23 protein-coding genes are annotated in these 26,522 nt (G+C 68.7%); 13 read left to right on the top strand and 10 right to left on the bottom strand.

The features are described from left to right. Positions 1 to 8: 8 nt before the first annotated feature. Complete coding sequence (locus BHS09_RS30820) at positions 9 to 1,841, bottom strand: fibronectin type III domain-containing protein (protein ID WP_140799800.1); 1,833 nt, start codon at positions 1,839 to 1,841, stop codon at positions 9 to 11. 148 nt (positions 1,842 to 1,989) lie between these two features. Between BHS09_RS30820 and BHS09_RS30815 the strand changes: the two genes are divergently transcribed. Continuing rightward, positions 1,990 to 2,871, top strand: a complete 882-nt coding sequence (locus BHS09_RS30815; protein ID WP_140799799.1) for a YhfC family intramembrane metalloprotease — start codon at positions 1,990 to 1,992, stop codon at positions 2,869 to 2,871. A 7-nt stretch (positions 2,872 to 2,878) separates the two neighbouring features. On the opposite strand, the gene pip is transcribed toward BHS09_RS30815, so the two are convergent. Continuing rightward, positions 2,879 to 3,847, bottom strand: a complete 969-nt coding sequence (pip, locus tag BHS09_RS30810; protein WP_140794990.1) for a prolyl aminopeptidase — start codon at positions 3,845 to 3,847, stop codon at positions 2,879 to 2,881. 230 nt (positions 3,848 to 4,077) lie between these two features. On the opposite strand from pip, the gene BHS09_RS30805 reads away from it, so the two are divergent. Beyond that, complete coding sequence (locus tag BHS09_RS30805) at positions 4,078 to 4,266, top strand: hypothetical protein (RefSeq protein WP_140794989.1); 189 nt, start codon at positions 4,078 to 4,080, stop codon at positions 4,264 to 4,266. Between the two features lie 51 nt (positions 4,267 to 4,317). On the opposite strand, the gene BHS09_RS30800 is transcribed toward BHS09_RS30805, so the two are convergent. Further along, positions 4,318 to 5,538, bottom strand: coding sequence for a small ribosomal subunit Rsm22 family protein (locus tag BHS09_RS30800; protein ID WP_140799798.1), 1,221 nt, complete (start codon positions 5,536 to 5,538; stop codon positions 4,318 to 4,320). A gap of 125 nt (positions 5,539 to 5,663) precedes the next feature. Here BHS09_RS30800 and BHS09_RS30795 point away from each other — a divergent pair, with 125 nt between their 5' ends. Genes BHS09_RS30795 through BHS09_RS30785 form a run of 3 tightly spaced genes read left to right on the top strand, consistent with a single transcriptional unit; the run spans position 5,664 to position 8,279 of the window. Beyond that, positions 5,664 to 6,671 carry an ABC transporter ATP-binding protein gene (locus BHS09_RS30795; protein WP_140794987.1) on the top strand — a complete coding sequence of 336 codons (1,008 nt, stop codon included), beginning with the start codon at positions 5,664 to 5,666 and terminating at the stop codon, positions 6,669 to 6,671. Further along, positions 6,668 to 7,471 (top strand): ABC transporter permease, encoded by an 804-nt coding sequence (locus BHS09_RS30790; protein ID WP_140794986.1) that lies wholly within the window; start codon positions 6,668 to 6,670, stop codon positions 7,469 to 7,471. Before BHS09_RS30795 ends, BHS09_RS30790 begins: the two co-directional genes overlap by 4 nt. 1 nt (position 7,472) lies before the next feature. Continuing rightward, the gene (locus tag BHS09_RS30785) at positions 7,473 to 8,279 is read left to right on the top strand and encodes an ABC transporter permease (RefSeq protein ID WP_140794985.1); all 807 of its coding nucleotides are present in this window, start codon (positions 7,473 to 7,475) and stop codon (positions 8,277 to 8,279) included. A gap of 70 nt (positions 8,280 to 8,349) precedes the next feature. On the opposite strand, the gene BHS09_RS30780 is transcribed toward BHS09_RS30785, so the two are convergent. Continuing rightward, the gene (locus BHS09_RS30780; RefSeq protein ID WP_140799797.1) at positions 8,350 to 9,306 is read right to left on the bottom strand and encodes a siderophore ABC transporter substrate-binding protein; all 957 of its coding nucleotides are present in this window, start codon (positions 9,304 to 9,306) and stop codon (positions 8,350 to 8,352) included. A gap of 962 nt (positions 9,307 to 10,268) precedes the next feature. On the opposite strand from BHS09_RS30780, the gene BHS09_RS30775 reads away from it, so the two are divergent. Continuing rightward, entirely contained in the window at positions 10,269 to 12,296 is a 2,028-nt protein-coding gene (locus BHS09_RS30775) for a Kelch repeat-containing protein (protein ID WP_237079918.1), read from the top strand. Between the two features lie 171 nt (positions 12,297 to 12,467). Next, positions 12,468 to 13,583 carry an esterase/lipase family protein gene (locus BHS09_RS30770; RefSeq protein ID WP_140799796.1) on the top strand — a complete coding sequence of 372 codons (1,116 nt, stop codon included), beginning with the start codon at positions 12,468 to 12,470 and terminating at the stop codon, positions 13,581 to 13,583. Between the two features lie 12 nt (positions 13,584 to 13,595). On the opposite strand, the gene BHS09_RS30765 is transcribed toward BHS09_RS30770, so the two are convergent. From BHS09_RS30765 to BHS09_RS30745, 5 genes are all read right to left on the bottom strand, one after another. Continuing rightward, on the bottom strand, positions 13,596 to 14,498 hold the full coding sequence (locus BHS09_RS30765; protein WP_174259361.1) for a helix-hairpin-helix domain-containing protein: 903 nt from the start codon (positions 14,496 to 14,498) through the stop codon (positions 13,596 to 13,598). A 117-nt stretch (positions 14,499 to 14,615) separates the two neighbouring features. After that, positions 14,616 to 16,007, bottom strand: a complete 1,392-nt coding sequence (locus tag BHS09_RS30760; protein WP_140794980.1) for a sensor histidine kinase — start codon at positions 16,005 to 16,007, stop codon at positions 14,616 to 14,618. Next, complete coding sequence (locus tag BHS09_RS30755) at positions 16,004 to 16,693, bottom strand: response regulator transcription factor (RefSeq protein WP_043613108.1); 690 nt, start codon at positions 16,691 to 16,693, stop codon at positions 16,004 to 16,006. Before BHS09_RS30755 ends, BHS09_RS30760 begins: the two co-directional genes overlap by 4 nt. Positions 16,694 to 16,736: 43 nt before the next feature. Next, the gene (locus BHS09_RS30750; protein ID WP_140799795.1) at positions 16,737 to 17,699 is read right to left on the bottom strand and encodes a hypothetical protein; all 963 of its coding nucleotides are present in this window, start codon (positions 17,697 to 17,699) and stop codon (positions 16,737 to 16,739) included. 70 nt (positions 17,700 to 17,769) lie between these two features. After that, positions 17,770 to 18,165, bottom strand: coding sequence for a RidA family protein (locus BHS09_RS30745; RefSeq protein WP_140794978.1), 396 nt, complete (start codon positions 18,163 to 18,165; stop codon positions 17,770 to 17,772). Between the two features lie 113 nt (positions 18,166 to 18,278). On the opposite strand from BHS09_RS30745, the gene BHS09_RS30740 reads away from it, so the two are divergent. The 3 genes from BHS09_RS30740 (at position 18,279) to BHS09_RS30730 (ending at position 21,772) form a co-directional block, all read left to right on the top strand. Next, positions 18,279 to 19,904 carry a peptide chain release factor 3 gene (locus BHS09_RS30740; protein ID WP_140799794.1) on the top strand — a complete coding sequence of 542 codons (1,626 nt, stop codon included), beginning with the start codon at positions 18,279 to 18,281 and terminating at the stop codon, positions 19,902 to 19,904. Between the two features lie 138 nt (positions 19,905 to 20,042). Next, positions 20,043 to 20,441, top strand: coding sequence for a hypothetical protein (locus BHS09_RS30735; RefSeq protein WP_237078485.1), 399 nt, complete (start codon positions 20,043 to 20,045; stop codon positions 20,439 to 20,441). Next, the gene (locus BHS09_RS30730) at positions 20,438 to 21,772 is read left to right on the top strand and encodes a sensor histidine kinase (RefSeq protein ID WP_140794975.1); all 1,335 of its coding nucleotides are present in this window, start codon (positions 20,438 to 20,440) and stop codon (positions 21,770 to 21,772) included. Before BHS09_RS30735 ends, BHS09_RS30730 begins: the two co-directional genes overlap by 4 nt. A gap of 10 nt (positions 21,773 to 21,782) precedes the next feature. On the opposite strand, the gene BHS09_RS30725 is transcribed toward BHS09_RS30730, so the two are convergent. Continuing rightward, positions 21,783 to 22,325 carry a hypothetical protein gene (locus BHS09_RS30725; RefSeq protein ID WP_174258940.1) on the bottom strand — a complete coding sequence of 181 codons (543 nt, stop codon included), beginning with the start codon at positions 22,323 to 22,325 and terminating at the stop codon, positions 21,783 to 21,785. Between the two features lie 70 nt (positions 22,326 to 22,395). Between BHS09_RS30725 and BHS09_RS30720 the strand changes: the two genes are divergently transcribed. The 3 genes from BHS09_RS30720 to BHS09_RS30710 all read left to right on the top strand — a co-directional run bounded on the left by BHS09_RS30720 (position 22,396) and on the right by BHS09_RS30710 (position 26,387). Further along, a complete protein-coding gene (locus tag BHS09_RS30720) occupies positions 22,396 to 23,889 on the top strand; it encodes a carboxypeptidase M32 (protein WP_237077597.1) in 1,494 nt (497 codons plus the stop codon). Between the two features lie 125 nt (positions 23,890 to 24,014). Next, entirely contained in the window at positions 24,015 to 24,587 is a 573-nt protein-coding gene (locus BHS09_RS30715; protein ID WP_140799793.1) for a hypothetical protein, read from the top strand. Positions 24,588 to 25,124: 537 nt separating this feature from the next. Continuing rightward, a complete protein-coding gene (locus BHS09_RS30710; RefSeq protein WP_237079917.1) occupies positions 25,125 to 26,387 on the top strand; it encodes an NHL repeat-containing protein in 1,263 nt (420 codons plus the stop codon). The last annotated feature ends 135 nt before the right edge of the window (positions 26,388 to 26,522 follow it).

Raw genomic sequence — 26,522 nt, 5'->3', positions numbered from 1 at the left:
GGGGCTCTCTAGGGAGAGGTGTCCAGGTACGCGCGATGGCTGTCGGAGAACTCGAAGTTCGTGAACGCGTCCCAGTTGATGGACCAGGTCATCAGGCCCTTGAAGCCGGGGTAGCCGGCGGGATTGCGCAGCACGTAGGTTCCGCCGAAGGGCTGGCCCTTGAGCAGATAGTCGAGCGCCTTGTGCACGTTGGCCGGCGTCGTGTACCCGCCGCCCGCCGCCTGCGGTGACGACGGCAGGCCGATGAGCACCTGGTCCGGCCGCAGCGCTGGGAACATCGCCTGGGGATTGCCGCCGACGGGGAACCCCTGGAGCATCATCTCCGCCATGGCCACGTGGAAGTCCGGCGTGCTCTGCGCGTAGGCCCGGCCGTCGAGCGCCATGACGGTGCCGGTGTTGTAGTGCTGCACGTGCAGGTACGTCAGTCTGTCTCGGAGCGCGTGGATGACCGGCAGGTACGCGCCCCAGGGGCCGCCGTACGCGGCCATGCCGCCTTGGACGTAGGCCGTCTCGGGCGCCATGGTGAGGATGAAGCCCGGGCCGTTCTGGTTGAGGAGCTGGCGCGTGGCCTGGATGACGTTGACGATTCGCGGCGTGGTGGGGTTGCGGAAGTCGGTGTCGCCGCCATTGAGAGACAGCGAGCTGCCCTCCAGGTCCAAATCCAACCCGTCGAAGCCGTAGGTGTCGATGAGGGCCTGCATGCTGGTGACGAAGTCCTGCCGCGTGGTGGCGTCATCCAGGTGGACGGTGCCATTCGCGCCGCCGATGGAGATGAGCACCTTGCGGCCCTGGCTCTTGAGCAGGGCGACGTCCGCCTTGAAGTCCGCGATGCTCGAGTTGTACGGCGCGAAGGCCATGCGGCCGGAGCCCGGGCCACCCACGGGCTCGGCGAAGGCGACCTGGATGATGTTGTACTTCGCGGAGACGTCCCGCAGCCGGATGTTCGTCGAGCCGTTGTCGAAGTTGTGCCAGTAGCCCACGATGATTTTGTTCCCCGCGGGCGGCGTCCCCGTCGTCGCGGAGACGCTGTTGCTCACCGCCGAGCGGTTGCCCGCGGCATCCCGCGCCTTCACGGTGAAGGAGTAGGTCGTGTTCGCGGCCAGGCCCGTCACCGTGACGGTGGTGGCGCCCGAGGTGGTCGCGGACGCGTTGCTGCCCCCGTTGACGAAGATTTCGTAGCCAGTGACGCCCACGTTGTCGGTGGACGCGCTCCAGGACAGCGACACGCTGCTGTTGCTCACGCCGGTGGAGCGCAGGGCGCCGGGCGTGGAGGGCGGCACGGTGTCGGGCGCGGGACGCGGTGAGGTCGTCACGCTGTGCGCGTTGCTCGCCGCGGAGCGGTTGCCCGCGGCGTCCCGCGCCCTCACGGTGAACGTGTACGTCGTGTTCTCCGAGAGCCCCGTCACCGTGGCGCTGGTGGCGCCCGAGGTGGTCGCGGACGCGGCCGTGCCCCCGTTGGTGAAGACCTCGTAGCCGGTGACGCCCACGTTGTCCGTGGCGGCGCCCCAGGACAGCGACACGCTCTCATGCGTCTTCGCGGTCGACGTGAGCGAAGGTGGAGCGGAAGGAGCCTGGGTGTCCGGTGGTGGGTTCCCCGTACGTTCCAGCCAGAGTGCCGGTGTGTTGGGGGGCTCCCAGCCGACGATGGAGTGATGCGACTGGCGGCAGTCGTAGCCCTTGCCTCCATGGGAGACGATGTCGCCCACGGTGTACGGGATGTTGGGTGCCCACGCGCCCCGGTCCGCCGCCAGGACATGCGCGGGGAGCAGGAAGCTGAGCAGGGTGGTGAGGACCACCAGGGCCGCGAGGCCCGTCCGGTGGAGGTGTCCTGGAAGCTGCATGGCGTCTGCCTTTTCTGCTGGGGGAATGGCGGGCCCGGAGGCTCCACCCCGCAGAGAGCGGCCCCGCCTGTTTTTCGGGTCAAAGCCGTTAAGTCTTGGAGGCCGGCACTTTCCCCTGGATTCGGGCGGCGCTTCGCTGGTGTCCTCGATGCTGGGCGTCAGGAACCTGTGCTTCCTGGAGGGGAGAGGCAGCGTGGACGCTGTGGATACGAGGCTGGTCACCAGTTACGCGGTCGCCATTGCCTTCGACGTGCTGATGCCGGTGGGCATGGTGCTGTGGGCGCGCCGGCGGCTGGGCGTGGCCTGGAAGGTGGTGGGCTGGGGCGCGGCGGCGTTCGCGCTGTCGCAGTTGCTCACCCGGCTGCCCCTGGTGCAGGTGGCGCAGTACTTCATGCGCGACGCGCTGAAGACGTCCTCGGTGCTTCTGGGCGTCTGGATTGTCGTGCTGTCCCTCACCGCGGGCCTCTTCGAGGAGACGGCGCGGCTGTGGGCCTTCCGCAAGCCGCTGAAGGACTTCCGCCGTTGGCGCGACGCGGTGGGCTTCGGCGTGGGCCACGGTGGCCTGGAGTCGGCGCTGCTGGTGGGCGGGCTGTCGGCGCTGGGGCTCGTCAACGTCATCGCCCTGTCAGCGTTGGACCCCTCCACCTTGCCGCTGAAGCCGGAGCAGGTGGCGCAGGTGGTGGAGGCCAAGGCCACCATCGCCGCGCTGGACTGGTGGATGCCGCTGCTGGGGGCCTACGAGCGGCTGGGCTCCATGGTGGTGCACATCGCGCTGTCGGTGGTGGTGCTCCAGCGCTTCATCCGCGACGAGGTGAAGTGGTACTGGCTCGCGGTGGGCGCCCATGCCTTCTTCAACACGCTGACGGTGGTGGTGGGGAAGCAGGCCACCGCGGCGTGGGGAAAGCAGGCAGGGGCGTTCGCGGGCGAAGCCATGGTGACGGTGGCCGCGCTGGTGGGCCTGTGGGTCATCCTCTATTTCCGCCGCGTGGACTCGGAGCGCGACACGGCGGCGGTTCCGGCGCTGACGTGAGCCGGCGCTAGCGCCCGCGGAAGCGGTCCGTGGCTTCCACCAGCGCGGAGGTATTGCCCGGCTCGTTCGCGGAGTGCCCCGCGTCGGACACCATGACGAACTCCGCCTCTGGCCAGGCCTTGTGCAGGGCCCAGGCGCTCTCTGGCGGGCACACCACGTCATAGCGCCCCTGGACGATGACGGCGGGGATGTTGCGGATGCGGTGCACGTCGTCGAGCAACTGGGTGTCGCCGCGCAGGAAGCCCCGGTTGACGAAGTAGTGGCATTCGATGCGGGCGAAGGCGAGCGCGAAGGTGTCCCCGCTGTTGCGCGCCACCAGCTCCGCGTTGGGGTACAGGCAACTGGTGCGTCCTTCCCACACGCTCCACGCGCGCGCGGCCTCCTGCTGCGCCCTCACGTCGGAACCCATCAGCCGGCGGTGGTAGGCCGCCAGCAGGTCCCCGCGCTCCTCGGGGGGGATGGGCTCCAGGTAGTACTCCCAGGCATCCGGGAAGAGGGCGCTGGCGCCTCGCTGATAGAACCAGTCAATCTCCTGCTTGCGCAGCAGGAAGATGCCGCGCAGCACCAGCTCCGAGACGCGCTCGGGATGTGTCTGGGCATAGGCCAGGGACAGGGTGCTGCCCCATGAGCCGCCGAAGAGCTGCCACCGGGAGATGTCCAGGAACTCGCGCAGCCGCTCCATGTCGGCCACCAGGTCCCAGGTGGTGTTCTCCTCCAGGCTCGCATGCGGGGTGCTGCGTCCGCAGCCACGCTGGTCGAATAGGATGATGCGGTACGCGGTCGGGTCGAAGAAGCGGCGCTGGCGCGGGTCCGTTCCTCCGCCGGGCCCCCCGTGGACGAAGAGCACCGGCTTGCCCTCCGGATTGCCACTCTCCTCGAAGTACACCTCATGCCCACCGGAGACGCGCAGGCGTCCGGTGCGGTAGGGCTCCAGGGGCGGGTACAGCGAACGCAGCGGCCGGTGGGACACGGACACGGGCAGGCCTTCCGTAGCGGTGGGAGCGGCTGACCCTAACAGGGGCCCCGCCGTGGGCCTTCCGTCCGCCGGGGGCAGGTGGTCTGGAATGTGCGGCGGGCTTCCTGCCCGGAGGGCGCTCTGTCAGGCATGCCACGGACGATGTGACGGCGAGTTCACCGCGCCGCAACGCGGGCTTCGCGGACGGCATGGAGACTGCCGGCTGTCTCCCACACCCCACGGAGCACGCCATGAACATCGCTTCGCTCATCCGTCCTTCGACTTCGCCTCACATGCCCGCGCCGCGCCGGCTGCGGCTGGTTCGCGTGCAGGCCACCGTCCTCGCGCAGGGCGCGGTGGGCGCCATGAAGGACGGCGTGAAGGCCTTCCGCCACATGTGCGACGTCCTTACGGGAGGCGATGCCCAGGCCCGGCACTGAGCCAGGCCATGCGTCTTCCGGCCCCGGGGAGTCAGGGGCCGGGTGCTTCACTCAGGAGGGCGCGCCCGGGCGTGGGCCGGTTCCCGGGCTCGAGGGCGCGTCCTCCTTCGGAGGCGGGGGCGGCACACCCTTGCCCGCGGGAGCCACCACCCGCACCTCGGTGCGCTCGTCGAGCGCGAGCCCGTCACCCTTGGGCTCCGTCTCCGTCACGGAGATGACGTCGCCCCGGTTCAGCTTGAGGAAGCGCTCGTTGCGCTCGTTGCGGTGGCGCTCCTGCATCGCCAGGCCCACGCGGCCCTCGGGGCCACAGCCGATGTAGCGGTGCCGGCCCTTGCCCTCCAGGGGCTCGGAGACGATGCGGAACAGTCGCCCAGGCGTCAGCTCCGGCCACGCCTCGTCCTTGGGGGCCAGCACCAGGTAGCTCATCTTCAGCGATTCCTTGTGCAGGCTCGCCGCGCGCGCCAGCTCCTCCACCACGCGAGGCATGGGCCAGGCGCGCTCGGCGTGGCACCAGTCCGTCTCCTTCACCAGGGCGGGGCAGGGGCCGCGGTACATGCAGGGCGCGCGGACGGCGTAGCCCTTGGCCACCATGGCGTCGCGCACGTGCAGCAGGCCGCGGCTCGTCTCGCGCAGCGCGGGCTCCATCACCAGCAGGCTGCCGCCGCGCTTCACCTTCGCTAGAATCGTCTCCAGCAGTGCGGCGCGGGGGGCCGTGGCCGCGTCTCCCGTGCCGTACAGCTCGTTGACGACGTGGCCCATCGTAATCAGGTCGAACTGGCCTTCGGGCAGCGTGGCGCCCTTCTTCGTCGGGTCCCAGTCTCGGGTGGCCAGGGCCTCACCGGCCTCGGCGGCCAGGTTCCGCGCCAGGGTGAGGGCGGCCTTGCTGCGGTCGGCGGCGGTGACCTGGCCCCCGCCCGCGTCCAGGGCGGCGAAGGCCACCGGGCCCGGACCGCTGCCCAGGTCCAGCACCTGCCGGGGGCGGTTCGGCAGCTCGCCGAGCACCTGCCGGGCCTGCGCATAGGACACCGGCCAGTAGAAGAGGAGATAGGCGCCCAGGAGCTTCGGGTCGTCCATGTACCGCGCGCCGGCGAGCTGCCGCTCCCGGGTGAGGCCCAGGGAGAGCTGGCGGACACCCGCGGCCACCTCCTTCACCTCCTGGGGCGTCAGGCGCGTCTCCGGGGCGCCGCCACCGCCCCGGCCGCGTGACGCGCGCCAGACGGCGATGAGCCGCGGCATCCATCGCTCCAGGTCCTTGCTGTATGCGTTGCTCATCGAACCCAGCCTTCACCTGTGGGGCCGCGTCCCTCCGCGGCCGTTGCCAAACCATTGTCGTCCCGCCAAGCCGTCAACGGCGAGATCGCCATGGAGGGGGAGACCGCGTTAAATCCTGGTCGCACATGATTTCCGTTCGTGGCCTTCGCAAGCACTACAAAGTCCATAAGCGCCCGCCGGGCTTGAAGGCGGCCCTCCGCTCGCTCGTCCACCGTAGCTACACCACGGTGAAGGCCGTGGATGGGATTTCCTTCGACATCCGCCCTGGGGAGCGGGTGGGCTTCCTGGGCCCCAATGGCGCCGGGAAGACGACGACGCTCAAGGTCCTCTCCGGCCTGCTCTATCCCTCCGACGGCGAGGTGACGGTGGACGGCCATGTCCCGCAGAAGCGGGAGGAGGCCTTCCTCAAGAAAATCATGCTCGTCATGGGGCAGAAACAGCAGCTCCTGTGGGACCTGCCTCCGGCGGAGACGTTCGAACTCAACCGCGCCATCTACGACGTGCCCCAGGCCCAGTACAAGAAGACGATGTCGGACCTGATTGAGCTCCTGGAAATCGGGGACCTCATCGGCAAGCCCACCCGTCAGCTGTCGCTGGGGGAGCGGATGAAGTGCGAGCTGGCCGCGGCGCTCATCCATCAGCCGCGGGTGCTCTTCCTGGACGAGCCGACCATCGGGCTGGACGTGGCCATGCAGGCCACCATGCGGACGTTCATCAAGGAGTACAACGAGAAGTACGGCGCCACGCTCATCCTCACCAGCCACTACATGGACGACGTGGCGGCGCTATGCCCCCGCGTCATCGTCATCGACAAGGGCCTCCTGTCGTACGACGGCGGCCTGGACGCGCTGGTGCAGCGGGTGCGGCCGGAGAAGCGCGTGGTGCTGCGCCTGTCGGCAGAAGTGGACGCCGAGCGCCTGTCTCCGCTGGGCCGGGTGGTGACGCATGAGCCCGGTACCGCGGTGCTCCAGGTCCAGCAGGAGGCGGTCAACGCCACCATCACCCGCGCGCTGTCCACGTTGCCGGTGATGGACCTCACGGTGGAGAACGCGCCGCTGGAAGAGGTGATGAGCGAGCTGTTCGCGGAGTCGAAGGCGCGCCGGGCGGCGGCGTCGGAGCCGGTGTCCGCATGAGCGCCCGGACCACACTGCGCGCCTTTCCCACGCTGCTACGGGTGGGGTTCGCGGAGGCGGTGGCCTACCGCGCGGAGATGCTCATCTGGGTGCTGTCCACCACCATGCCGCTGGTCAACATGGTGCTGTGGATGGCGGTGTCACGCGAGGCGCCCGTGGGCCGCTTCGGCGAGGCGGACTTCATCAGCTACTTCCTGGCCACCTTCGCGGTGCGGCAGCTCGCCACGTCGTGGGCGGCGTGGCTCATCAACTGGGAGGTGAAGCAGGGGACGCTGGCCATGCGCCTGCTTCGTCCCATCTCCCCGCTGTGGGCCTACGCGGTGGAGAGCATCGCCGCCTTCCCCATGCGGTTGATGGTCGCGGTGCCGGTGATTCTGCTGAGCGTGGCGCTGGTGGGGCAGAAGGCGGTGCCCCAGCACGCGTGGCAGTGGGGCTTCGTCGTGCTGGCGGTGATTGGCGGGTGGGCCGTGGCCTTCCTGGCCAACGTGGCCATTGGCGCGCTGTGCTTCTTCCTGGAGAGCAGCCAGAAGGTGCTGGAGGTGTGGCTGGTGCTCTTCTTCGTGTGCTCCGGCTACATGTACCCGGTGGAGCTGCTGCCGCCCACGCTGCGCACCATCATCGACTGGTTGCCCTTCCGCTATCAGATTGGCGTCCCGGTGGAGATGCTGACGGGGGCCTACGGCTGGGAGGAGTCCCTGCGGCTGCTTGCGGCCCAGTGGGCCTGGGTGGCGGTGCTGGGCGTGTTGGCGGCGGTGACGTGGAAGCAGGGCGTGCGGCGCTTCGCGGCGTTCGGGGGCTGAAGTGAAGGTGAAGCGCTATCTGCGGCTGCTGGGCATTCAACTCAAGGCGTCGGGGCTGCTGTCCCTGCAGTACCGCGCGGACTTCTTCACGGAGGGGCTGACGTCCCTCTTCTGGACCTTCACGGCGCTGGCGCCGCTGTTCGTCGTCTACAGCGAGCGGCCCAACATCGAGGGCTGGAGCTTCGGCGAGGCCTTGCTGGTGGTGGGCTGGTTCACGCTGCTGCAGGGCATCCTGGAGGGCGCTATCAACCCCAGCCTCACGGGGGTGGTGGAGCACATCCGCAAGGGCACGCTGGACTTCGTGTTGCTCAAGCCGGCGGACGCGCAGTTCCTGGTGTCCACGCAGCGCTTCCAACCGTGGCGGGCCTTCAACGTGCTGACGGGAATCGGGTTGTTCGCCTACGCCTTCACGCTGCTGGGACGGTGGCCGTCGGTGACGGGGCTGCTGGCCTCCGTGCTGCTGCTGGGGACGAGCACGCTCCTGCTCTACTCGCTGTGGATTCTGACGGTGAGCGCGGCGTTCTTCGTCGTGCGGGTGGACAACCTGACGTACCTGTTCACGTCCATCTTCGACTTCGCGCGCTGGCCGTCCTCGGTGTTCCAGGGCGTGGGGCGCGGCGCGCTGACGATGGTCTTCACGTACGTCATCCCGCTGGCGCTGATGACGACCTTCCCGGCGCAGGCCATGCTGGGCCGGCTGCCGCCCCAGTCGCTCGTGGGCGCGGTAGTGGGCGCGGGGCTCTTCGCCTGGGGCTCGCGTCAGGTGTGGCTGCGCTCCATCCGCCGGTACACGTCGGCGAGCAGTTGACGGGGGCGTGAAACGCCGCTCCCCAGCGCGGTGACTCGCGCCGCCCTGGGGAGAGGCTGACCGCCAGGGCCTACTTCTTCAGGCCGCGGGCCATGTCCTGGACGAGCTTGGTCACGTTCGCGATACCGCCACCGACGATGTACCAGCTCGGGGCGTCGACCACGATGACCTGGCCCTGCTTGAAGGCGCGGGTCTGGCTGAGCTCCGGGTGCTTGGCCAGCGTCTCCAGGGCCTTGTTCTCACCCCCGCCGGTCGCGGCGCCGCGGTCCAGCACCACCAGCCACTCCGGGTTGGCGGCCACGGCCTTCTTCAGCAGGGCGGCCGCGGCTTCCTGACGGGCCTTCGCTTCGGGCGACCCGGCCTGCGGGCGCGGGCCGTCGTTGCTGCCCTCCGCCTTCGGGACCACGGCGTTGAAGCCCGTCAGCTCGTGGAGATAACCGAAGCGGTCGCCGGGCGCGTGCACCATGACGTTGCCATTCAGGGTGAACAGCATCACGGCGGACTTGCCGCCCGTCAGCTTCTTCAGCGCCGCCCGCTCCTTCTCGAAGCTCTTCACCAGCGTGTCGGCTTCCTTCTGCTTGCCGAAGGACTTGCCCAGCGCCAGCGTCTGGCCCGTCACGTCCTCCACGAAGTGGTCGGCGCGAACGGACATGTTCACGGTGGGCGCAAGCGCGCTCAGGGCTTCGGCCTGCTTCCGCGAGCGGCCACCCACCACGATGAGGTCCGGCTTCAGCTCCGCGAGGACCTTGGTGTCGGGCTCGAACAGGCTGCCGGCCTGGGTCACGCCATTGCCGTTGTAGGCGGACAGCGTGGCCGGGAAGGTGGACTTCGGCACGGCCACGGCACGGATGCCGAGCGCGTTCAGCGTGTCGAGCACGCCGAGGTCATAGACGGCGAGGCGGGACGGCGTGGCTGGCACGCTCAGCGTGCCAGTCTCATGCTTCAGCTCGAAAGCAGCGGCGGGAAGAGCGGTAGCCAGACCGGAGGCGAACAGTGCCGCGACGAGCGGGCGATGGAAACGGCGCATGGGAAGTTCTCCGAAACGTGACCGCGAAAACCGAGGGACGTTCCGGCGGATATGCCACGTCGCTCCGCGGGTCGACAGCGGCACCGTCCGAGTCAAGGAGCTCTGGATGGTTCATATTTTCATTTTGAGATTAGTTTGCATTATCGATAGATGCCGCGCGTTTGTCGCCGCTGCGCCCCTCCGAGCGTTCCTGTCCTTCACGTAGGGCGGACTTGCACGGCATGGGAGAACGTCCTGCCCTCCAGGCTCAGGTTCATCGTGAAGGCGAGGAACCGCCAGAGCGGCGCCAGGGTGCTCTGTTCATGCGCGCCTGGGACAAGCGCGTAGACAGTCAGCCCTACGAAACAGGCCGGGAGGATTCGAAGGAGGCGGCGGTGGAAGAAGCGCACCAGCAGAATGGCGAACCCGCGAAGGGTCTCCCGTCCTGGGGCGTGGTGGAGCGGTGCGGGCGGGCGGGGAGATGCGGCGGCGAGCACGAGCGCCGCGAGCGCAGTCTCATCCCTTGGTGAATGCCCGTGCGGAGAAGGACGGCGGTTCGTGGCGCGACGGCGGGATGGGTGCTCATTGCCCCGGGCTGCGTCTCAATACAGGTCGTCGTTCGCATGGCTGGCAATTCTTTAATTGCGCGAATTGCATGGCCTGGCGCGGCAACCTTTGGCTTTCACCCCGCACGGGTGGGTGCCCAATGCCCCATGTGTTGAATGTGTTCAGTTTTGGGTGGTGCGATGGTCCGCCCGTGCAGGGCTGGGGTAAAGGCGCCGGGCGCGGTCCCTCCGCGCATCCCCCCGTCACACAAAGGACCCCCACTCATGTTTGAACCTGTCGGGTTCGGCCGCAAGGCCGCGCTCTTGATGACGCTCGTGTTCGCAGGATGCTCACACGAGGATTTTGCAGACGCGCTGAATGAGCCATGGACCCAGGACGCCGAGCTCGCTTCCGTCAGTTGGGTAGGCACCCCCAGCATGTCCACTCAGCGGCTGGACCATACGGCCACGGTGCTGCCCAATGGCCGCGTGCTGGTCGCTGGTGGCCAGTCCTCCACGAGCGCCGAGCAATACGACGTGGCGACCGCGCGGTGGCTCAGCGCGGGGAGCATGAATGTCATCCGCCGGCGCCACACCGCGACGCTGCTGCCCACCGGCAAGGTGCTGGTGGTGGGCGGTGACGTCGCCGCCGCGACCACCGGCACCGCGGAGCTGTACGACGTGGCCACCGGGACCTGGTCTTCCACCGGCAGCCTGGACTCCCTTCGCTCGGGACACACCGCCACGTTGCTGCTCGACGGCAAAGTGATGGTGATGGGCGGCGAGGACGGCACGGGAACCGCGTTGAGGACGGCGCGCCTGTATGACACCGACACGGGGACCTGGAGCGCCACCCACAGCATGACCGTCCCGCGCATGGGACACGCGGCGACGCTGCTGCCCAATGGCAAGGTCCTGGTGTCGGGCGGGCGCTCCAACTCGTGGGGCACCGTCCTCCGGACCGCGGAGCTCTATGACCCCGCCACGGGAACCTGGTCCTCCACCGCCGCCATGAGCTCGCCGCGCACGGGGCATGCTTCGACGGCGCTGCTGAATGGCAAGGTGCTGGTGTCCGGCGGACTGGTGGATGACATCACCGCGACGCGCAGCACGGAGCTGTACACCGTGGAGACAGGTGTCTGGGGTTCCGCGGGGAACCTGATGCCCGTCGAGCGCGCGCACCACACCGCGACGGTGCTGCACTCCGGCGAGGTGTTCATCACCGGTGGCTCGGACGGCAGCGAGCCCTACCTCCAGAGCGCTGCATTGTATGACCCTGTCAACGCGCTCTGGACCTCCACTGTTTCGATGGGCACCAGCCGGCTGGGCCATACCGCCGCGCTGCTGGGAACGGGGGATGTGCTGGTCGCGGGCGGCAGCCCGGACGGCGTCCTGCGCACCGCTTCCGCCGAGCGCTACGTCCCGCCCACGCTCCCCTGGCGCGCGGCGAACGTCATGCTGTCCGCGCGGTATCACCATTCATTGACGGTGTTGTCTTCGGGCGAGGTCCTCGCGGCGGGTGGCACCGCGAATGGCAGCACGGCTTTGACGGGCGCGGAGCGCTACTCCGAGGCCACGGGCCACTGGCTGCAGGCGGGCACGCTGCTCACCGCGCGCTATCTCCACACCGCGACGCTGCTGCCCAATGGCAAGGTGCTGGCCGCGGGAGGCCAGGGCACGTCGTCCAGCTATCTGCCCTCGGCGGAGCTCTATGATGCGGCTACGGGCACGTGGACTTCCACGGGTGCGCTGGCTGCGCCGCGTGCGCGCCACACCGCGACGCTGCTGCCCAATGGCAAGGTGCTGGTGGCGGGAGGCCGGATGAGCTCCAGCTTCTCCGGCATGCTGGCGACCGCGGAGCTGTATGACGCGGCGACCGGGACGTGGACCGCCACCGGGGTGATGAGCCGCCGTCGGCAGTACCACACCGCGACGTCACTGCCGTCCGGCAAGGTGCTGGTGGTGGGAGGCAACACGCAGGACGGAGACACGTCCTCGGCGGAGCTCTATGACGTGTCCACGGGGCAGTGGACGCTCACCGGCTCCCTGTCCGGGACGCGTTATGGACACACGGCGGTGGCGCTGCCGTCGGGCAAGGTGCTGGTGGCCGGAGGCTGGGGCTCGCGGGGGGCGCTCGCCACGGCTGAGCTCTACGACCCGGCGACGGGCACCTGGACCTCGCTCACGTCCATGCAGCACTCCCGCTACGGGCCGATGTCCGCGCTGCTGCCCTCCGGCCGCGTGCTGGTGTTGGGCGGTGACGGAGGAGGCACCGTGGGCTTGTTGGCCTCGTCCGAGGTGTATGACCCGGCCAGTGGTCAATGGCACGGCGCCGGAACGCTGCCCACGGCGCTCACCAGCGCGAGTGTGGTGACGCTGGTGGGCTCTGGCCGCGTGCTGGTGTCGGGAGGTCTGGGCCCCAGCGGCTCGCTGTCCTCCGCCGGATTGTATTCGCCTGCGCCCTGAGTCCACGTCCCGCCCCGGGGGCTTGTGTCACCGGGGCGGGCTTTCGGATGCGGCCCGCAAGACAGCTCGAGGGCTGGGGTGTCGCCTGGGTGATGGCGGCTCGCTTTCGGGTGACTTGAGCCGCGTATCCACTGCTCCAATCCTCCCTGCGGTGCATTCGAGGGGGGACGTATGAATCGGATTCAAAGGGTGGTCATGACGGGGTTGTTCGCCGGAGTGCTGGGAGGGGCTCCTGCGTCCTGGGCCGGCGCGGCGAAGACGCAATACCCCGTGGTGTTCGCGCACGGCATGGGCGGGTTCGATGACCTGCTCGGCTACGACTACTGGGGGAACGACTTCGGCACCTTCGTGGGCGAGGCCTGTGAATCGCGCTTCGACACGAACTGCAACAGCGACCTCGACCCGGGACAGCGCGCCTTCGTTGCACAGGTGGCGGCGTTCCAGTCCTCGGAGGTCCGCGGGTTGGACCTGGCGGACGACATCGAGGGCTTCATGGCGACGACGGGGGCCTCGAAGGTGAGCATCATTGGCCACTCTCAAGGGGGCATCGACGCGCGGAAGGCGGCGCGCGTGCTGCGGGAGCGAAGGGGCGCCACGTCGGTGGCGGTGCTGGCCAGTGTGTCTTCGCCGCACCGGGGCTCGCCGGTGGCGAAGTACATCCTCGACCAGAAACCGGGCGTCACCAGCGTCATCGCGGCGCTGGCGCGCTACTACGGCGACTCCGTCTACGCGCCGGGCAATGATGCCTACGCCGCGGCGAAGCAGCTCGTCTTCAATGACTATTCATCCTCGGACGGTGTCGTCACGGGCATGAAGGTCTTCAACGAGAAGTATCCGGTGAGCAGCAACTACGCGGAGCGCTACGTGTCACTCATCACCGCGCAGTTCGGGGGGAATGTGAATCCGGCGCTGTACCTGTTGAAGGAGTTCCTCTTCGACATCGACGGCAACGGCTACTGCGCGGGGGATGGGGACAACGACGGCGCGGCAGGCTGCGGCGACGGCGTGCGCAACGAGGCGGATGACGATGGCATGGTGGGCATCAACTCTCAGCAGATGGGGCGTCGGCTGCGCTACCACGACGCCTTCTTCGGCTTCGACTCGGTGACGGACGACGCGTCCATTCCCGCGCTCAATGATTTGAACGCGCCATCGCGTCCGCAGAGCACGTCCATGTCCAGCGTGGTGCCTCAGGACCATGTGGATGTGGTGGGGGTCGGGCCGGACGCCTTCGATGAGCCGGAGTTCTACGCCGCCCTCATCCATTACATCTCACTGCATGATTGACGTGCTGGCGCGTCAGGCCCCGGGCTGCGGGGCTTCGACCTCCTCGGACTCCACGCCGTAGTACGCGAGGCACTCCACCTCGCGTCCGCGCACCACACGCCGGCCGTCGAGCGGACCGCCATGCGCGGTGACGATGGTGCATTGGCCCTCGTCGCCTTCCTGGTCGAAGTAGAGCACCACCCAGTCATGGGTGGCATTCTGCTGGTGGGCCAGCGCGGTGTTGGAGAAGAGCGCGCGGAAGTTCCATCCCTCCAGCTTCTTGCTGAGCACAGGCAGCCATGCTTCGCCAGAGGGGTTGAACCGGCGCGGCGCAATCCGGCGCAGCTCGCCTGCGTCCGCGCGCCGCCGGTACTCCTCGTCCACCTGGAGCAGCACGCCCACGTCCGGCCGGGGGCCTTCATCCCGTCCTTCGCTCCGGCGCGCGGCGCCGCGCCGCTCCCTGCCCAGCCGTGCGCCCAGCAGCTCGCGCACCTGTTCGCTGCGCCGGGGGCCGAAGCCCTCCACGCGCTCCAGCCGTCCGTCGTGTGCGGCCTGCTCCAACTCCTCCAGCGTCCGCACGCTCAGCTCGTCATGGATGCGGCGCGCCAGCCCCGCGCCGATGCCCGGCACGCTGGCCAGGAGTTGCTCCGGAGAGTGGTCTGTCTCCAGCCGCTGGAGCAGGGAAAGCTGTCCTGTGCGAATCAGCTCCGCCATCGCCGCGGCGATGCTCTTCCCCACGCCCGGGAGCTTGCGCAGCCCTGCTTCACCTTCCTCGGCCAGCAGCTCCGCCACGGGTTGAGGCCACTGCGCGATGGTGTCCGCGGCCTTCCGGTAGGCGCCGACCCGGAAGGGCATCGCGTCCTGCTCCTCCAGCAGGTCCGCGACGCGCTCCAGCGCATCCGCGACGTCGATGTTGTCCTTCCAGGAAACGCCCATGGCTGCCTTCAAGGTGGGGCGCGTCGAAGACGATGGCCACCCCTGTCGCTCAGGTCGCGCCGTGGCACCGGGCTCGGCGGGCGGCCGACTTGCAGCCCGCTCTCACGACCGAGGCGCTCAGCCCGGCTCGCTCGCGGAGGCGCGAGGTCCTTCAATGACGACCTTCAGGCCGCGCGGCGGGTTGGGCGCGAAGGCGAGTGAGAAGCCGACGCGGTGGCACAGCTCGCGGACGATGGACAGGCCAAGCCCGCTGCCCCGGGTCGCTCGCCGCCGCGTGGCCTGCGTGCGGAACCCGCGTTCGCCCAGGCGCTCGAGCTCCTCCGCAGAGAGTCCTGGGCCGTCGTCGAGCACGGTGAGCCGGAAGCGTCCGGGTTCCGTATCCTCCAGGACAGCCACGACGTGGCCCCCCGCCTCACCATGCGTGACGGCGTTGTGGAGCAGGTTGCCCAGGGCCTGCTCCAGCATCGTGGGATTGCAGCGCACCCAGAGCGCCTCGTCGGGTCGAGAGCACTCCACGGTCAGCCCAAGCAGCCGCGCGAGCTGCTGGAGCCTGCGCACCACGCGCTCCACGGTCTGCCCCAGCTCCACGCGCGGGTCGCCCGCCGTCGGGTCGATGCCCTCTCCGAGCTGGCAGGCGAGGTGGAGGTTGTCCACCAGGGAGGTGAGGTAGACGGTGTCCTCGATGCCCTGGCGGAGGAGCGCCGCGGTCGGCTCGGTGGGTGTCGTCGAGGCCAGCTCCAGCGACAATTGGAGCGAGGCGATGGGTGTCTTCAAATCGTGCGCGACGTCCGCCAGGTGTCGCTCCAACGCGTGTTTCTGGGCCTCGATGCGGGTGGCGTCCTCCTGGACACGGGCATGGGTGGTGTCGAGCACCCGTGACAGCTCGCCCAGCTCATCGTCCTGGCCATCCGCCGCGGAGTGATACCGGGTCGCCCCGAGCATTCCCGCCGCCCGGTGCAGACGGCGGAGGCGCTGGAGAAGGGGGTGGACGACGGCGAAGGTGGACAGCGTCGCCGCGAGCATCGTGAAGAGGACGGCGGACACGAGGACCCACGAGCCCACCGTGGCGCGCTCGCGCATGCGCGGCCAGCGGAACTCCAGGAGGCTGCAGGGACCGGACTCCGCGAGCTTCAGCAGCGAGGCCCCCGCCCACGCGGAGTCCGGACGGAAGAGCGGGAGGTAGAAGATGGAGGGCTCACGCTCGCCTTGCGCGAGCCGTGCGAGAAGCCTGGGGTCCGGACGTGCGCCGGGCGAGCCCGCCCCTACCTGGGCAAGGTCATACGCCTCCACCTCCACACCGTCCGGGCTCCGGAAGTGCCATCCCTGCGTCGTCCGGCACTCCGAAGCCTGGGGCGCAAGCACGAGCGCGGCGGACATCCGTACGCCATGCGTCAGCGCGGCATCCACGCCCAGGACAATCGCGAGGACGGACGCGCCCAGCGTGCCCAGCAGGCCCAGGAGCGCCGAGGCCACGAGGATGCGCTGGGCCAGGCGATTGCGAAGCCTCACCGTGGCTCCTCGTCGGGGACGAACCGGTAGCCAATTCCCCAGGACGTCTGGATGCGCGCGCCCGCCGGCCCCAGCTTCTTGCGGATGCGCGCGATGTGAGAGTCCACGGTCCGGTCATCGCGCTCCTCGCTGGGCGGCAGCGCGTGCTGGGCAATCTGGGCGCGTGTCAGGGCCCGTCCCGGGCGCTCCGCGAGATAGGCGAGCACGTCGAACTCGTGGCGCGTGAAGGGCAGGGCGCCGGTGCCTTCGCGGCTCGCCTCGCGTGCGTCGAGGTCCAGGCTCACGTCGTCCCAGTGCAGCACGCGTCGCGGGCGCTCCTCCTGGAGAAGGAGGCGCGCGCGGATGCGGGCGACCAGCTCCTCCATCCAGAAGGGCTTGGGGAGGTAGTCCACCGCCCCCAGGCCGAAGGAGCGCAGCCGGGCCTCCAGTTCCTGTCTCGCGGTGAGGACGATGACGGGGACACGGAGCCGGAAGCGCCAGGCTTCCAGCAACTCGAAGCCGTCCTGTCCGGGCAGGTTGAGGTCCAACACCACCAGGTCGGGGTGCTCGCGCTCGGCCATCTCGAGCGCGAGCACGCCATCCGTGGCGAGCACCACCTGGAAGCCGGCGAGCTTCAATCCACGAACGATGCCCGCGGCGATGGGGGCGTCGTCCTCAACGACCAGGATGCGCGCCGATGGGTTCATGGACACGGTCCCCAGGTGGGTCTCGTCGTGTCAGCGCTGTCGCTCAGTACACCCAGGTGTAGCCGCAGCCGACAGTGGCGCTCACGCCGTCTTCTGCGAAGGTGCTGACTTCCGCGCCGAGGCACATGACGAGGCCCGCGAGGTCGAGCCTGCCACTCGTGGCGAAGGCCGTCCATTCCTTCTCGGTGACGGGCATCTTGAAGATGACCTGGGTGCTACCGCAAAACTTGCCGGCGCTGGCGCCGAGGCTGACCGCGAGCACGGGGCCGGCGAGCTTGGAGGGCATGTCGGCCCACACGCCAAACTGGAAGGTCATCGACACACCCTTGGTGATGCCCGCGACGCCCCCGATGCCGAAGAAGCCCCGGAGTTGCGTCTGCCCCGGGTGGTCGAAGGCGACGCCGACGCTGCCCTCGAGGCCCGCGCCGAAGGTCCCGCCGCCACCGCTGCCGATGGAGAGGGTTCCGAGCCCCTTGCTCCGGGCCTCGTTACCGGTGCGCTGGACCGACTCGTCCTGAGACAGCGAGCTGACCGTCTTGTTCGTGTCCTCGTCCTTCTTCTTCTGGGAGGACTGGCCCACGAGGAAGTCCACCTCCTTGCGGCGGGTGGGATTCGTCAGCAGCGCGTAGCCCGTCTCGGCCATGTTCTCGAGGAGGGCCAGGTGCTTGCGGTAGACGTCCTCGGCCAGCGCCTCGGCGACGTCGCTCAGCGCGTCCGTGAGGAAGCGGGTGGACAGCTCCACCACCTCGTTCCACGCGGCTTCCCCAGCAGCCAGGGACTCCGCATACGCCTGCTCCGCCAGCTTCGCGGTGTCGCGAGTGAGTGTGTCCACTTCCCGGGCGAGCTGCTCGGCCTCGCGGCTCACCTGGTTGGAGACCGTGCCGGCAGTCCCTGTGACGGTATCGGCCGCCTTGTTGGCGGTGTCCACCACCGTGTTACCCGCCTTCTTCGCCGTCTTCTTGACCTTCTTCACCGCCTTCTTGAACGACTTGCTGAGGCTCGACACGTGGGTACCCCCTGCTGAGTTGAGGGGCCCACGATGCGGGAGAAGTGTTGAGGGACTGTGGAGCGCGCCTTCAGCGGTCGTCCGCGACGACAGCGTCCGCTTCAATCTCCACCAGGATTTCGGGGGAGATGAGGCGGCTGACCTCCACCATCGACGTGGCGGGGCGGATGTGGGCGAAGAACTCGCCATGCGCCCGGCCGACCGCTTCCCACTGCTGGATGTCCACGACGTACATGCGCGTGCGCACCACGTCCTCCAGCCGGGCGCCCAGGGCCTCCAGGGCGGATTGGATGTTCTGGAGCGTCTGCCGGGCCTGCAGGTAGGCGTCCCCCACGCCCACGATGTTTCCCTGGGCATCGGTGGCCGTCGTCCCGGACACGGAGACGAAGGGGCCCACACGCACGGCGCGCGAGTAGCCCACTTGGGGCTCCCACGGGGTTCCAGTGGAATGCTGGGTGCGCTTCATTCGGTCTCCGAAGGTAGGTGTGGGTCGGCAGCCTTGCATGGGCCCCCGACCGGCCGGCAAGCGCCGCTTGCAAGCTGCAAGGAAACACCGCCCGTGATAGTTGGCCCCGGGTCATGACGAACGAGCTCCAAAGGGAGGTCGCCCGGCGGCGCACCTTCGCGATCATCTCCCACCCCGACGCGGGCAAGACGACCCTCACCGAGAAGCTGCTGCTCTACGGCGGCGCCATCCATCTGGCCGGAAGTGTGAAGGCCAAGCGGGCGCGGCGGCATGCCACGTCCGACTGGATGGAGCTGGAGAAGGAGCGCGGCATCTCCGTCACCTCGTCCGTCCTCCAGTTCAGCTACCGCGACCACTCGGTGAACCTGCTGGACACGCCGGGCCACCAGGACTTCTCCGAGGACACCTACCGCACCCTGGCCGCGGCGGACGCGGCGGTGATGCTCATCGACGCCGCCAAGGGCGTGGAGCCGCAGACCAAGAAGCTCTTCAAGGTCTGCCGCCTGCGGGGCATCCCCATCTTCACCTTCGTCAACAAGCTGGACCGCTACGGCCGCGAGCCGTTGGAGTTGATGAACGAGCTGGAGCAGGTGCTCGGCATCCGCTCCTATCCGATGAACTGGCCCATCGGCATGGGCCCGGACTTCCGCGGCGTCTATGACCGGCAGGCCCGCGTCGTCCACGTCTTCTCCACCGAGGGTTCCCACGGTGAGTCCGAGGTGAGCGAGCGCTCGGTCTCCATCGACTCGGACGAAATCAAGACGGTCCTCACCGAGACGGAGCTGGCGAAGCTGCACGAGGAGATCGAGCTGCTGGACATCGGCGGCGACGAGTTCACCCGCGAGAAGAGCGATGCGGGGCAGCTCACGCCCATGTTCTTCGGCAGCGCGATGACCAACTTCGGCGTGCGCCCGTTCCTGGATGCCTTCCTGGACCTGGCCCCCGCGCCCACGTCGCGCCTGACGACGCAGGGGCCGCGCGAGCCCACCCACCCGAAGTTCGCCGGCTTCGTCTTCAAGATTCAGGCGAACATGGACCCCGCGCACCGCGACCGCATCGCCTTCATGCGCGTGGTGAGCGGCCGGTACGTGAAGGGCATGAGCGCCTTCCACTCGCGCCTGGGCAAGGACGTCCGTCTGGCCAAGCCGAGCCAGTTCATGGCCGCCGAGCGCACCTCCATCGAGGACGCGTGGCCTGGGGACGTCATCGGCCTGTTCGACCCGGGGCTGTACCGCATCGGCGACACGCTGGCGGAGGGCACCGGCGTGGAGTTCGAGGGCGTGCCGCGCTTCAGTCCGGAGTTCTTCGCCGTCGTCCGCAGCCGGGATCCGCTCCGCCGCAAGCAGATGGAGAAGGGCCTGGAGCAGCTCTCCGAGGAGGGCACGGTGCAAATCTTCCAGCAGCTGCAGATGGGCATGAAGGACCCCATCGTCGGCGTGGTAGGCGCGCTCCAGTTCGAGGTCCTCCAGTACCGCCTGGAGCACGAGTACGGCGCGAAGATCGCACTCGACCGGCTGCCCTTCAGCCATGCGCGCTGGGTGGTGGGCGCCAACTTCGACCCGAAGGCGTTCGACTGGGAAGGCAACCGTCAGACGGTGCAGGACCGGGACGGATTGCCCCTGGTGCTCTTCCGGGATGACTGGGCGCTCCAGCACGCCGAGGACAAGCACCCGGAGCTGAAGTTCGTCTCGGAGGCCCCGCAGTTGCGGCAGGCCACCACCGTGGCCTCGGGCGGCTGAGGCCCGCCGGCCGGGTTGTATCAGCCCCTGGGCGAGTGGACTTTCGCCAGGGGCTTCATTAAGCGACGGGGGCTTTTTCGCGACGCACCGCAGCCGGCCCACTGCATGTCAGAGCGGCACCTTCCACCTCACGAGGTCGTGCGTGCCTGGCGTCAACGCCAGCTGCCGCACCCATCTCCTCCCGCGCTGTTGGACTTGTTCGAGCGTGGCTTCCAGGCGCTGTGGCGCCGTGGCCGTTCGGCCCTGGGGGAGGTCACCCTGGTGGTCATCCTGGAGCGGGTGCTCCAGCGGGTGGTCCAGGCCCATCCGCACTTGTCGGCGCTCGCCGTCACGTCGGAGGGGCTTCGCTTCGAGGGGCTGCATCCGGTCGTGGCTGAATTGGACCCGGAGCGGCTGGAGGAGTCGCTGGTGGTCCTGGTCGAGGAGTGGCTGCGCGTCCTCGGGGCGCTGACGGGCGAGGTCCTCTCCGCCGCGCTCCGTGAGGAGCTGCTGGCCGTGGAACGCCCGGCGGTGGAAGGGACGAGGCACCCCCGGTGAAGGCGCCGCGCAGCCCAGCGGGGGATGACTCCGCCCGCCCGGACGTCCCAGCCTCCCGCCGGTGGCCCCGTCGCGCCTGGCGAAAGCAGGGGCAGGCCCGCCGCCATCTGGCGCGGCTCCATGAGGTCGGCCAGCTGCTCTGCGCTTCCGATGGCGTCGCGGCCAGCTTTCCCTCGCTGGTGGACCGCCTTTCCCGATGGCTGCCGGTCCGCGTCGCGCTCCTGATGGAGGGGGTGGATGCGTCCGGAGTGCCCGTTCCGGAGCGGCCCTGTCTGGTGGCGTGGCATTCGTCCGTGGGCATGGAGTCCCCTCCGTCCCAGGCCGTGGCGCATGCCGCCGCCGCGTACGCGTACCTCGTGGGCCTGGAGCGCGTAACCCCGCCAGGGCGTGACGCCATCGAGGGCGTGTTCAAGACGGGACCGGCCCGGGTTCCCGGGACGGTCACCCTGCCGCTGGTGGCGAAGGAAGGTGTCCTGGGCGTGCTCCACGTGGAGTCGGTGGGGCTGGGGGAGGACGGGCTGTCGCTGCTGGACGCGGTGGCGAACCTTCTGGCCGTGGCCCTGGCGAAGGAGCATGTCCTGCGCCGCGAAGTTCGCCTGCGTGAGCGCGCGGAGGCGCTGTTCTTTCAGGCCCAGGAGGCCGTGCGCTGGCGCGACGAGCTGCTCACCGTCGTCTCCCATGACATCAAGACGCCGCTGCTCGCGGTGCGGATGAACGCGGAGATGATTCTGAATGCGGGCACGGCACCGGAGAAGGAGCACCGCCGGCGCCGCTACCTGGAGAACATCGTCCTCGCCGAGCAGCAGATGAGCAGCCTCATCGGCAACCTGCTGGACCGGGCGCGCCTGCGCGGCATGCCCATTCCCCTGACGCTCCAGCCCCTTCCAGTGGACGCCTTGCTGGCGCAGGCGCTGGAGGTGCTCCGGCCGCTCGCGCTGGAGAAGGGGCAGGTCCTGACGGTGGCGCTGGCGCCAGAGCTGCCGCCGGTGCTCGCCGACCGCGAGCGCATCCTCCAGGTGCTGGCCAACCTGGTGAGCAACGCCATCAAGTTCACGCCCCCCGGCGGCGCCATTGAGGTGCAGGCCCGCCTGGTGGAGGGGGCGAAGGTGGGCGTCTTCGTGAAGGACTCCGGACCCGGCATCCCCGCCGAGGACGCGCCGCACCTCTTCGAGCGCTTCTGGCGGGCCAGCCATTCACCGGGACGCGGCACGGGGCTGGGGCTGAGCATCGCCTGGAGTCTGGTGGCCGCGCACGGCGGGACGCTCAACGTGGAGAGCCACGAAGGGCAGGGGAGCACCTTCTCCTTCACCCTGCCCGTGGCCCTGCCCTGAGGCGCCGCGGCTACTTGTAGGGAGACACCGTGCCGCCGCGGAAGGCGGAGTCGCGCAGCACGAGCCCTTCCTTGCAGAGCCGCGCCGTCTTGGGGCCCACGAAGAAGCCCTTGGGATCGCCCTTGCGGTACGTCTTCTTGATGTACTCCTCGACCTCGAGGAACAGGCTCCGGAACTTGTCGGGCGCCGCGTTCTTCCGGCCCGTCTGCGCGGTGATGTCCAGCTCCGCCCACATCTTGCCGCTGAGCAGCTCGCCCTCTTCGTTGGGGCGGCAGCGCTCCATGAAGATGACGGGCGAGCGCACCTCGTCGATGCGCCAGTAGCCCTTGTCCGGGCCCCGCTTCACCTTGTCGACGATGGCCGCGCCCAGCTCGGAGGCCACCATGTAGAGGTCCTCTGGGGGCAGCCGCTCCAGGTTCTCCGTGTTCGCGCGGAAGGTCTCCCAATCCTGTGGGACGCGCCGGGGGTACACCTCCAGGACGAAGCGCTCCAGGAAGCGGAAGAAGGCGAGTTCGTCGTCGGGGGACATGAAGAACTGAATGACGTTGGCCATCGCGCAGCCCTCATACTCCCGAGTGCGTCTTTCGCGATAGTGCGCCGCGAAGCGGGCTATGAATCCGGGCATGGATACCTGGCTGCTGACCCGGATGCAGGAGCTTCGCGACCTTCAGGGCCTCATCGGCCTGGCCACGTGGGACATGGAGACGTACCTGCCCGCCAAGGCCGGCCCCGCCCGCTCCCATCAGCTCTCCACCCTGCAGGGGCTGCACCACGAGCGCCTGGTGGACCCCCGGCTTGGGGACGCCCTGGCCCAGGCCGCCGCTCAGGCGGACCTGTCCGACGACGCCCGGGCCATGGTGACGGTGCTGACGCGGGAGCGGGAGCGGGAGGTGCGCGTCCCCGCGCCCCTGGTACGGGCGCTCGCGGGAGCCATCAGCGACGCCATCCATGCCTGGCGGGAAGCCCGGCAGGCAAGGCGCTTCACCGTCTTCCAGCCCGCGCTCCATCGCCTGCTGTCGCTGCGCCGGGAGCAGGCGGACGCGTATGGCCATGACGGGGAGCGTTATGACGCGCTGCTGGAAGGTCATGAGCCAGGCATGCGCGTGGCGCGCCTGACGCCGGTCCTGTCGGCGCTGCGCGAGCACCTCATCCCCATGGTGGGCAAGCTCACCGCGGTGAGCCGGCCGGTGGCGCCCTTCCTGATGGGCCGTCACTACGACAAGGACGCGCAGTGGGCCTTCACCCTGCGGTTGTTGAAGGACATCGGGTTCGACCTGGACGCGGGCCGGCAGGACCTGAGCATCCACCCCTTCACCGGGGGCACGCACCCCTTGGACGTGCGGCTCACCACGCACGTGGACACGGCCACGCCGTTCCCGTCCATCTTCAGCACCATCCACGAAGCCGGCCACGGCCTGTATGAGCAGGGCTTCGCTCCCGAGCTCTACCGCACACCACTGGCCGCCGCGCCTTCCATGGGACTGCACGAGTCGCAGTCACGCCTGTGGGAGAACATGGTGGGCCGCGGCCTGCCGTTCTGGCGGCACTACTTCCCCGTGCTGCGCGCCGCCTTCCCGGAGGCGCTGTCCGGCACCGACGTGGAGACCTTCCACGCCGCGGTGAATGCGGTGGGGCCGTCGCTCATCCGCATCGAGTCGGACGAGGTGACGTACAACCTGCACATCGCGCTGCGCTACGAGTTGGAGCTGCTGCTGGTGCGCGACGAGCTGCCGGTGGAGGACCTGCCCGCCGCGTGGAACGCACGCATGGAGAAGTACCTGGGCGTCACTCCGCCGGATGACACGCAAGGCGTGCTCCAGGACATCCACTGGGCCTGGGGCGAGCTGGGCTACTTTCCCACGTATTCGCTGGGCAACCTGTACGCGGCGTCGCTCTACCGCGCCGCGAAGCGCGACCTGCCGGAGTTGGAGGAGCACCTGGGCCGGGGTGAGTTGCTGCCCCTGCGTGACTGGCTGCGCACGCATGTGCACCAGCATGGCTTCCGCCACTCCGCGGAGGAGCGCGTGAAGCAGGTGACGGGGCAGGGGCTCACCGACACGGACTTCCTGGCGTACCTGAAGGAGAAGTACGGCGCGCTCTACGGTGTCTCGCTTTGAGAGGTTGAGAGAGCGTGCGTCAGTCAGGAGGTGGCATTCATGCCGCCTCGTACCTGGGCTGTCCGTTCTGTGATAGCTGAGGAGCAACACTGTAAAGGGGGATGCAAATCAAACCTGGAAAAACAATGCTGCTGGGCTGGGGCGCGGGTGCCATCGGCGTGGGCGTCTACTTCTTCTTGACCCCGTACCTGTCGCCACCCGCGGAGCCAGGGAACATCTCGAGTCCGACGCTGGCGAAGCTGCTCAATGAGAGCATCGACGCGGCCATCGCGAGGATGAATCCCACGCATTCCCCGGGGCTGATTCCGGAAGCGGCGGCCAATTCGCGGGCGTTCCTGAAGGAAGTCTCCGAGGTGGTGGCCCGGTGCAGCAAGGGGCGCTTCGAGCCCAACCAGAAGTACAACAAGCTGGAGTACCACCTGCTCCGTGCCGACGGTGTCCGCTACGAGCCCATCTACACGGGCATCCGGTGCCATGAGGAGACGCTCATCTACCGGGCCGTCTTCAAGGATGGGCGCGTCGCCGAGGCCTTCACGGACGGGCGTGAGCGTCAGTATCCGGTCGGCCAGGTTCGCGGCGCGGTGGGCGAGTTCGGGAAGAAGGTGACCTGGTCGGACAGGGATTACCACCCGGCGCGCTATTACGTTCCGCCGCCTGCGCAGCCGACTCAGAAGGACATCGCGAAGCAGTGGGAATAGGCCGGTATGGGCACACCAGACGTGCCCGCTCTTGCCGGAGCGGGCCGTGGCGTCGCCGTTTCAGTGTCCGCCGCCGTTCGAAGCGACTGTAGCGGCGGGAGGAGCGATGGCTCAGGGGGGCTCCTGCCGCAGACAGGCATGTGCCAGGGGTTGTGACGCGAATCGCATTCATAGACGTGCATGGGCAATGTCCGCAGTGGCCTTGCATCAAGGAATGCATGAGGTCGTCGTAACCCATCGCTAATGCGTGACACGCTTTCTTGCGCCCCAGCGCATCGGCGGTCGCCGCGAATTCAGTGGGTGTGTCAGGCTTTGCAGGGTCTGCCGTCATTGCGTGGCCGTGGGCTCGGGAGTTCCGAGTCCACGTTTGCAACGCATGGCACGGGAACCGCACTTGTCGTAGTGGACCCGCGCGGAGGGGGAACATTCATGAGAATTCCGAGTCGAGTTGGGCTGATGTGGGCGGCCTGTGCGCTGGTGGCGGCGTGCAACAGCGAGGGACCGTCCGAGAACGCAGGTGAAACCGAATCCGTCCGAATGGAAATCTCCCTGGCGGGGGATGTCTGCGGCGTCGTGTCCGCCGATGCCGTTGTTTCCGGCCTGGGCATGTCGGTCATCGGGCCTGTTCCGCTTCAAGTGGACGGCACGGCCATCCGGGGGCAGGTGTCAGAAGTGCCCGCGGGCACGAGCCGGACCGTGCGGGTGGTTGCGTACAACGCGTCCATGTTGGAGGTCTACGCGGGTAGTTCCCAGGTCGATGTCGTGGCAGGGGAGGTGGTTTCGGCGAGCCTCGTGCTGCATCGCAACCCCACCAACTGCCCGGGTACGACCAACGGTGGCATCGACATCACGGGCGAACTGGAGACCGGTGAGCCCACTCCGGATGGTGGCAGTGATGGCGGCGTGGACCCGGATGCTGGCGTGGTGCTGGGCGGGGCCGCGTTTGCCTTCGCCTACCAGGATGCAACGCTGACGCATGATGGCGTCATCCACTTCCTGGACGGCAATGCGGATCAGATCCGGCGGTTCGATCTGTCGTCCCGGAGCTTCCTGCCCGCCTACATCGGTACGGGGGATGTGACCGCGATGGCGGTCGCTCCGGATGGTCAGGCCACGTACCTGTCCTACACAGGGGGACGCATTGACGCCTTCGCTCCGACGGAGGGCGGCGCGGGGCGCTTCTTCGCCGCGGCGCCTGAGTCGGTGTCGAACATGGTGGTGGCTGACCGCTTCCTGTTCACCATCGATGGTTCCGGGGCCTGGGATACGCACGCGCTCTATCAGCGGTCCACGGGGGCGCGGGTCGCAGCGGTGGACTGGCGGGATACGGCGGTGAACCTGCTGTTTTCGGAGGCGAACAACACCATCTACTTCGCCGATAGCGGCGTCTCGCCACAGGACCTGAACCGGGTGCAGGTGGACATGGAGGCGGGCACGCTGGGCGCTGAAATCGACTCGCCCTACCATGGTGCCTACAACCTGAGGGCGCCGCTGCGGCTGTGGCCGGATGGCTCCGCGGTCGTGACGGGGAGTGGCCTCCTCTTCAACACGGCGGACCTGACGTACCGCACCAGCATCGGCCTGTCGTTCGTGGACATCGCCTTCCACGGTGAGCGGCTCTACCTCATCGACACGGTGGGAGACAGGACGCAGCTTCGGGTGCTCAACCACCAGTTCGACATCCTCTCGGCGGCGTACTACCCGGGCAAGGCCCAGCGGGTCTTCGTCCACAACGATCAACTGGTGTTGCTCACGGCGACGGGGAGCAGCGGCTTCCAGGCGCGTCTGCTGGACCTGTAATCCCGGCGTCATCTTGACCGCTGGAACGTGATACCGGGGCGCGGGAGAAGAATCAGTCCTCTCGCGCCCCATGTGCATGACGCTGGCCGCGCATCGAGTCCGGGAGGGGCATCGGTGGCGCTGTTGCCCGTCGTG

This window comes from Myxococcus xanthus (genome assembly GCF_006402735.1).
Lineage (GTDB): Bacteria > Myxococcota > Myxococcia > Myxococcales > Myxococcaceae > Myxococcus > Myxococcus xanthus_A.
This window is presented reverse-complemented; position numbering and strand designations above follow the sequence as displayed.

Coding starts and splice junctions, on each gene's coding strand:
- BHS09_RS30820 (WP_140799800.1), bottom strand. CDS start 1,841: ATGCAGCTTCCAGGACACCTCCACCGGACGGGCCTCGCGGCCCTGGTG.
- BHS09_RS30815 (WP_140799799.1), top strand. CDS start 1,990: ATGCTGGGCGTCAGGAACCTGTGCTTCCTGGAGGGGAGAGGCAGCGTG.
- BHS09_RS30805 (WP_140794989.1), top strand. CDS start 4,078: ATGAACATCGCTTCGCTCATCCGTCCTTCGACTTCGCCTCACATGCCC.
- BHS09_RS30800 (WP_140799798.1), bottom strand. CDS start 5,538: ATGAGCAACGCATACAGCAAGGACCTGGAGCGATGGATGCCGCGGCTC.
- BHS09_RS30795 (WP_140794987.1), top strand. CDS start 5,664: ATGATTTCCGTTCGTGGCCTTCGCAAGCACTACAAAGTCCATAAGCGC.
- BHS09_RS30790 (WP_140794986.1), top strand. CDS start 6,668: ATGAGCGCCCGGACCACACTGCGCGCCTTTCCCACGCTGCTACGGGTG.
- BHS09_RS30780 (WP_140799797.1), bottom strand. CDS start 9,306: ATGCGCCGTTTCCATCGCCCGCTCGTCGCGGCACTGTTCGCCTCCGGT.
- BHS09_RS30775 (WP_237079918.1), top strand. CDS start 10,269: ATGTCCACTCAGCGGCTGGACCATACGGCCACGGTGCTGCCCAATGGC.
- BHS09_RS30770 (WP_140799796.1), top strand. CDS start 12,468: ATGAATCGGATTCAAAGGGTGGTCATGACGGGGTTGTTCGCCGGAGTG.
- BHS09_RS30765 (WP_174259361.1), bottom strand. CDS start 14,498: ATGGGCGTTTCCTGGAAGGACAACATCGACGTCGCGGATGCGCTGGAG.
- BHS09_RS30755 (WP_043613108.1), bottom strand. CDS start 16,693: ATGAACCCATCGGCGCGCATCCTGGTCGTTGAGGACGACGCCCCCATC.
- BHS09_RS30745 (WP_140794978.1), bottom strand. CDS start 18,165: ATGAAGCGCACCCAGCATTCCACTGGAACCCCGTGGGAGCCCCAAGTG.
- BHS09_RS30740 (WP_140799794.1), top strand. CDS start 18,279: ATGACGAACGAGCTCCAAAGGGAGGTCGCCCGGCGGCGCACCTTCGCG.
- BHS09_RS30725 (WP_174258940.1), bottom strand. CDS start 22,325: ATGGCCAACGTCATTCAGTTCTTCATGTCCCCCGACGACGAACTCGCC.
- BHS09_RS30720 (WP_237077597.1), top strand. CDS start 22,396: ATGGATACCTGGCTGCTGACCCGGATGCAGGAGCTTCGCGACCTTCAG.
- BHS09_RS30715 (WP_140799793.1), top strand. CDS start 24,015: ATGCTGCTGGGCTGGGGCGCGGGTGCCATCGGCGTGGGCGTCTACTTC.
- BHS09_RS30710 (WP_237079917.1), top strand. CDS start 25,125: ATGGAAATCTCCCTGGCGGGGGATGTCTGCGGCGTCGTGTCCGCCGAT.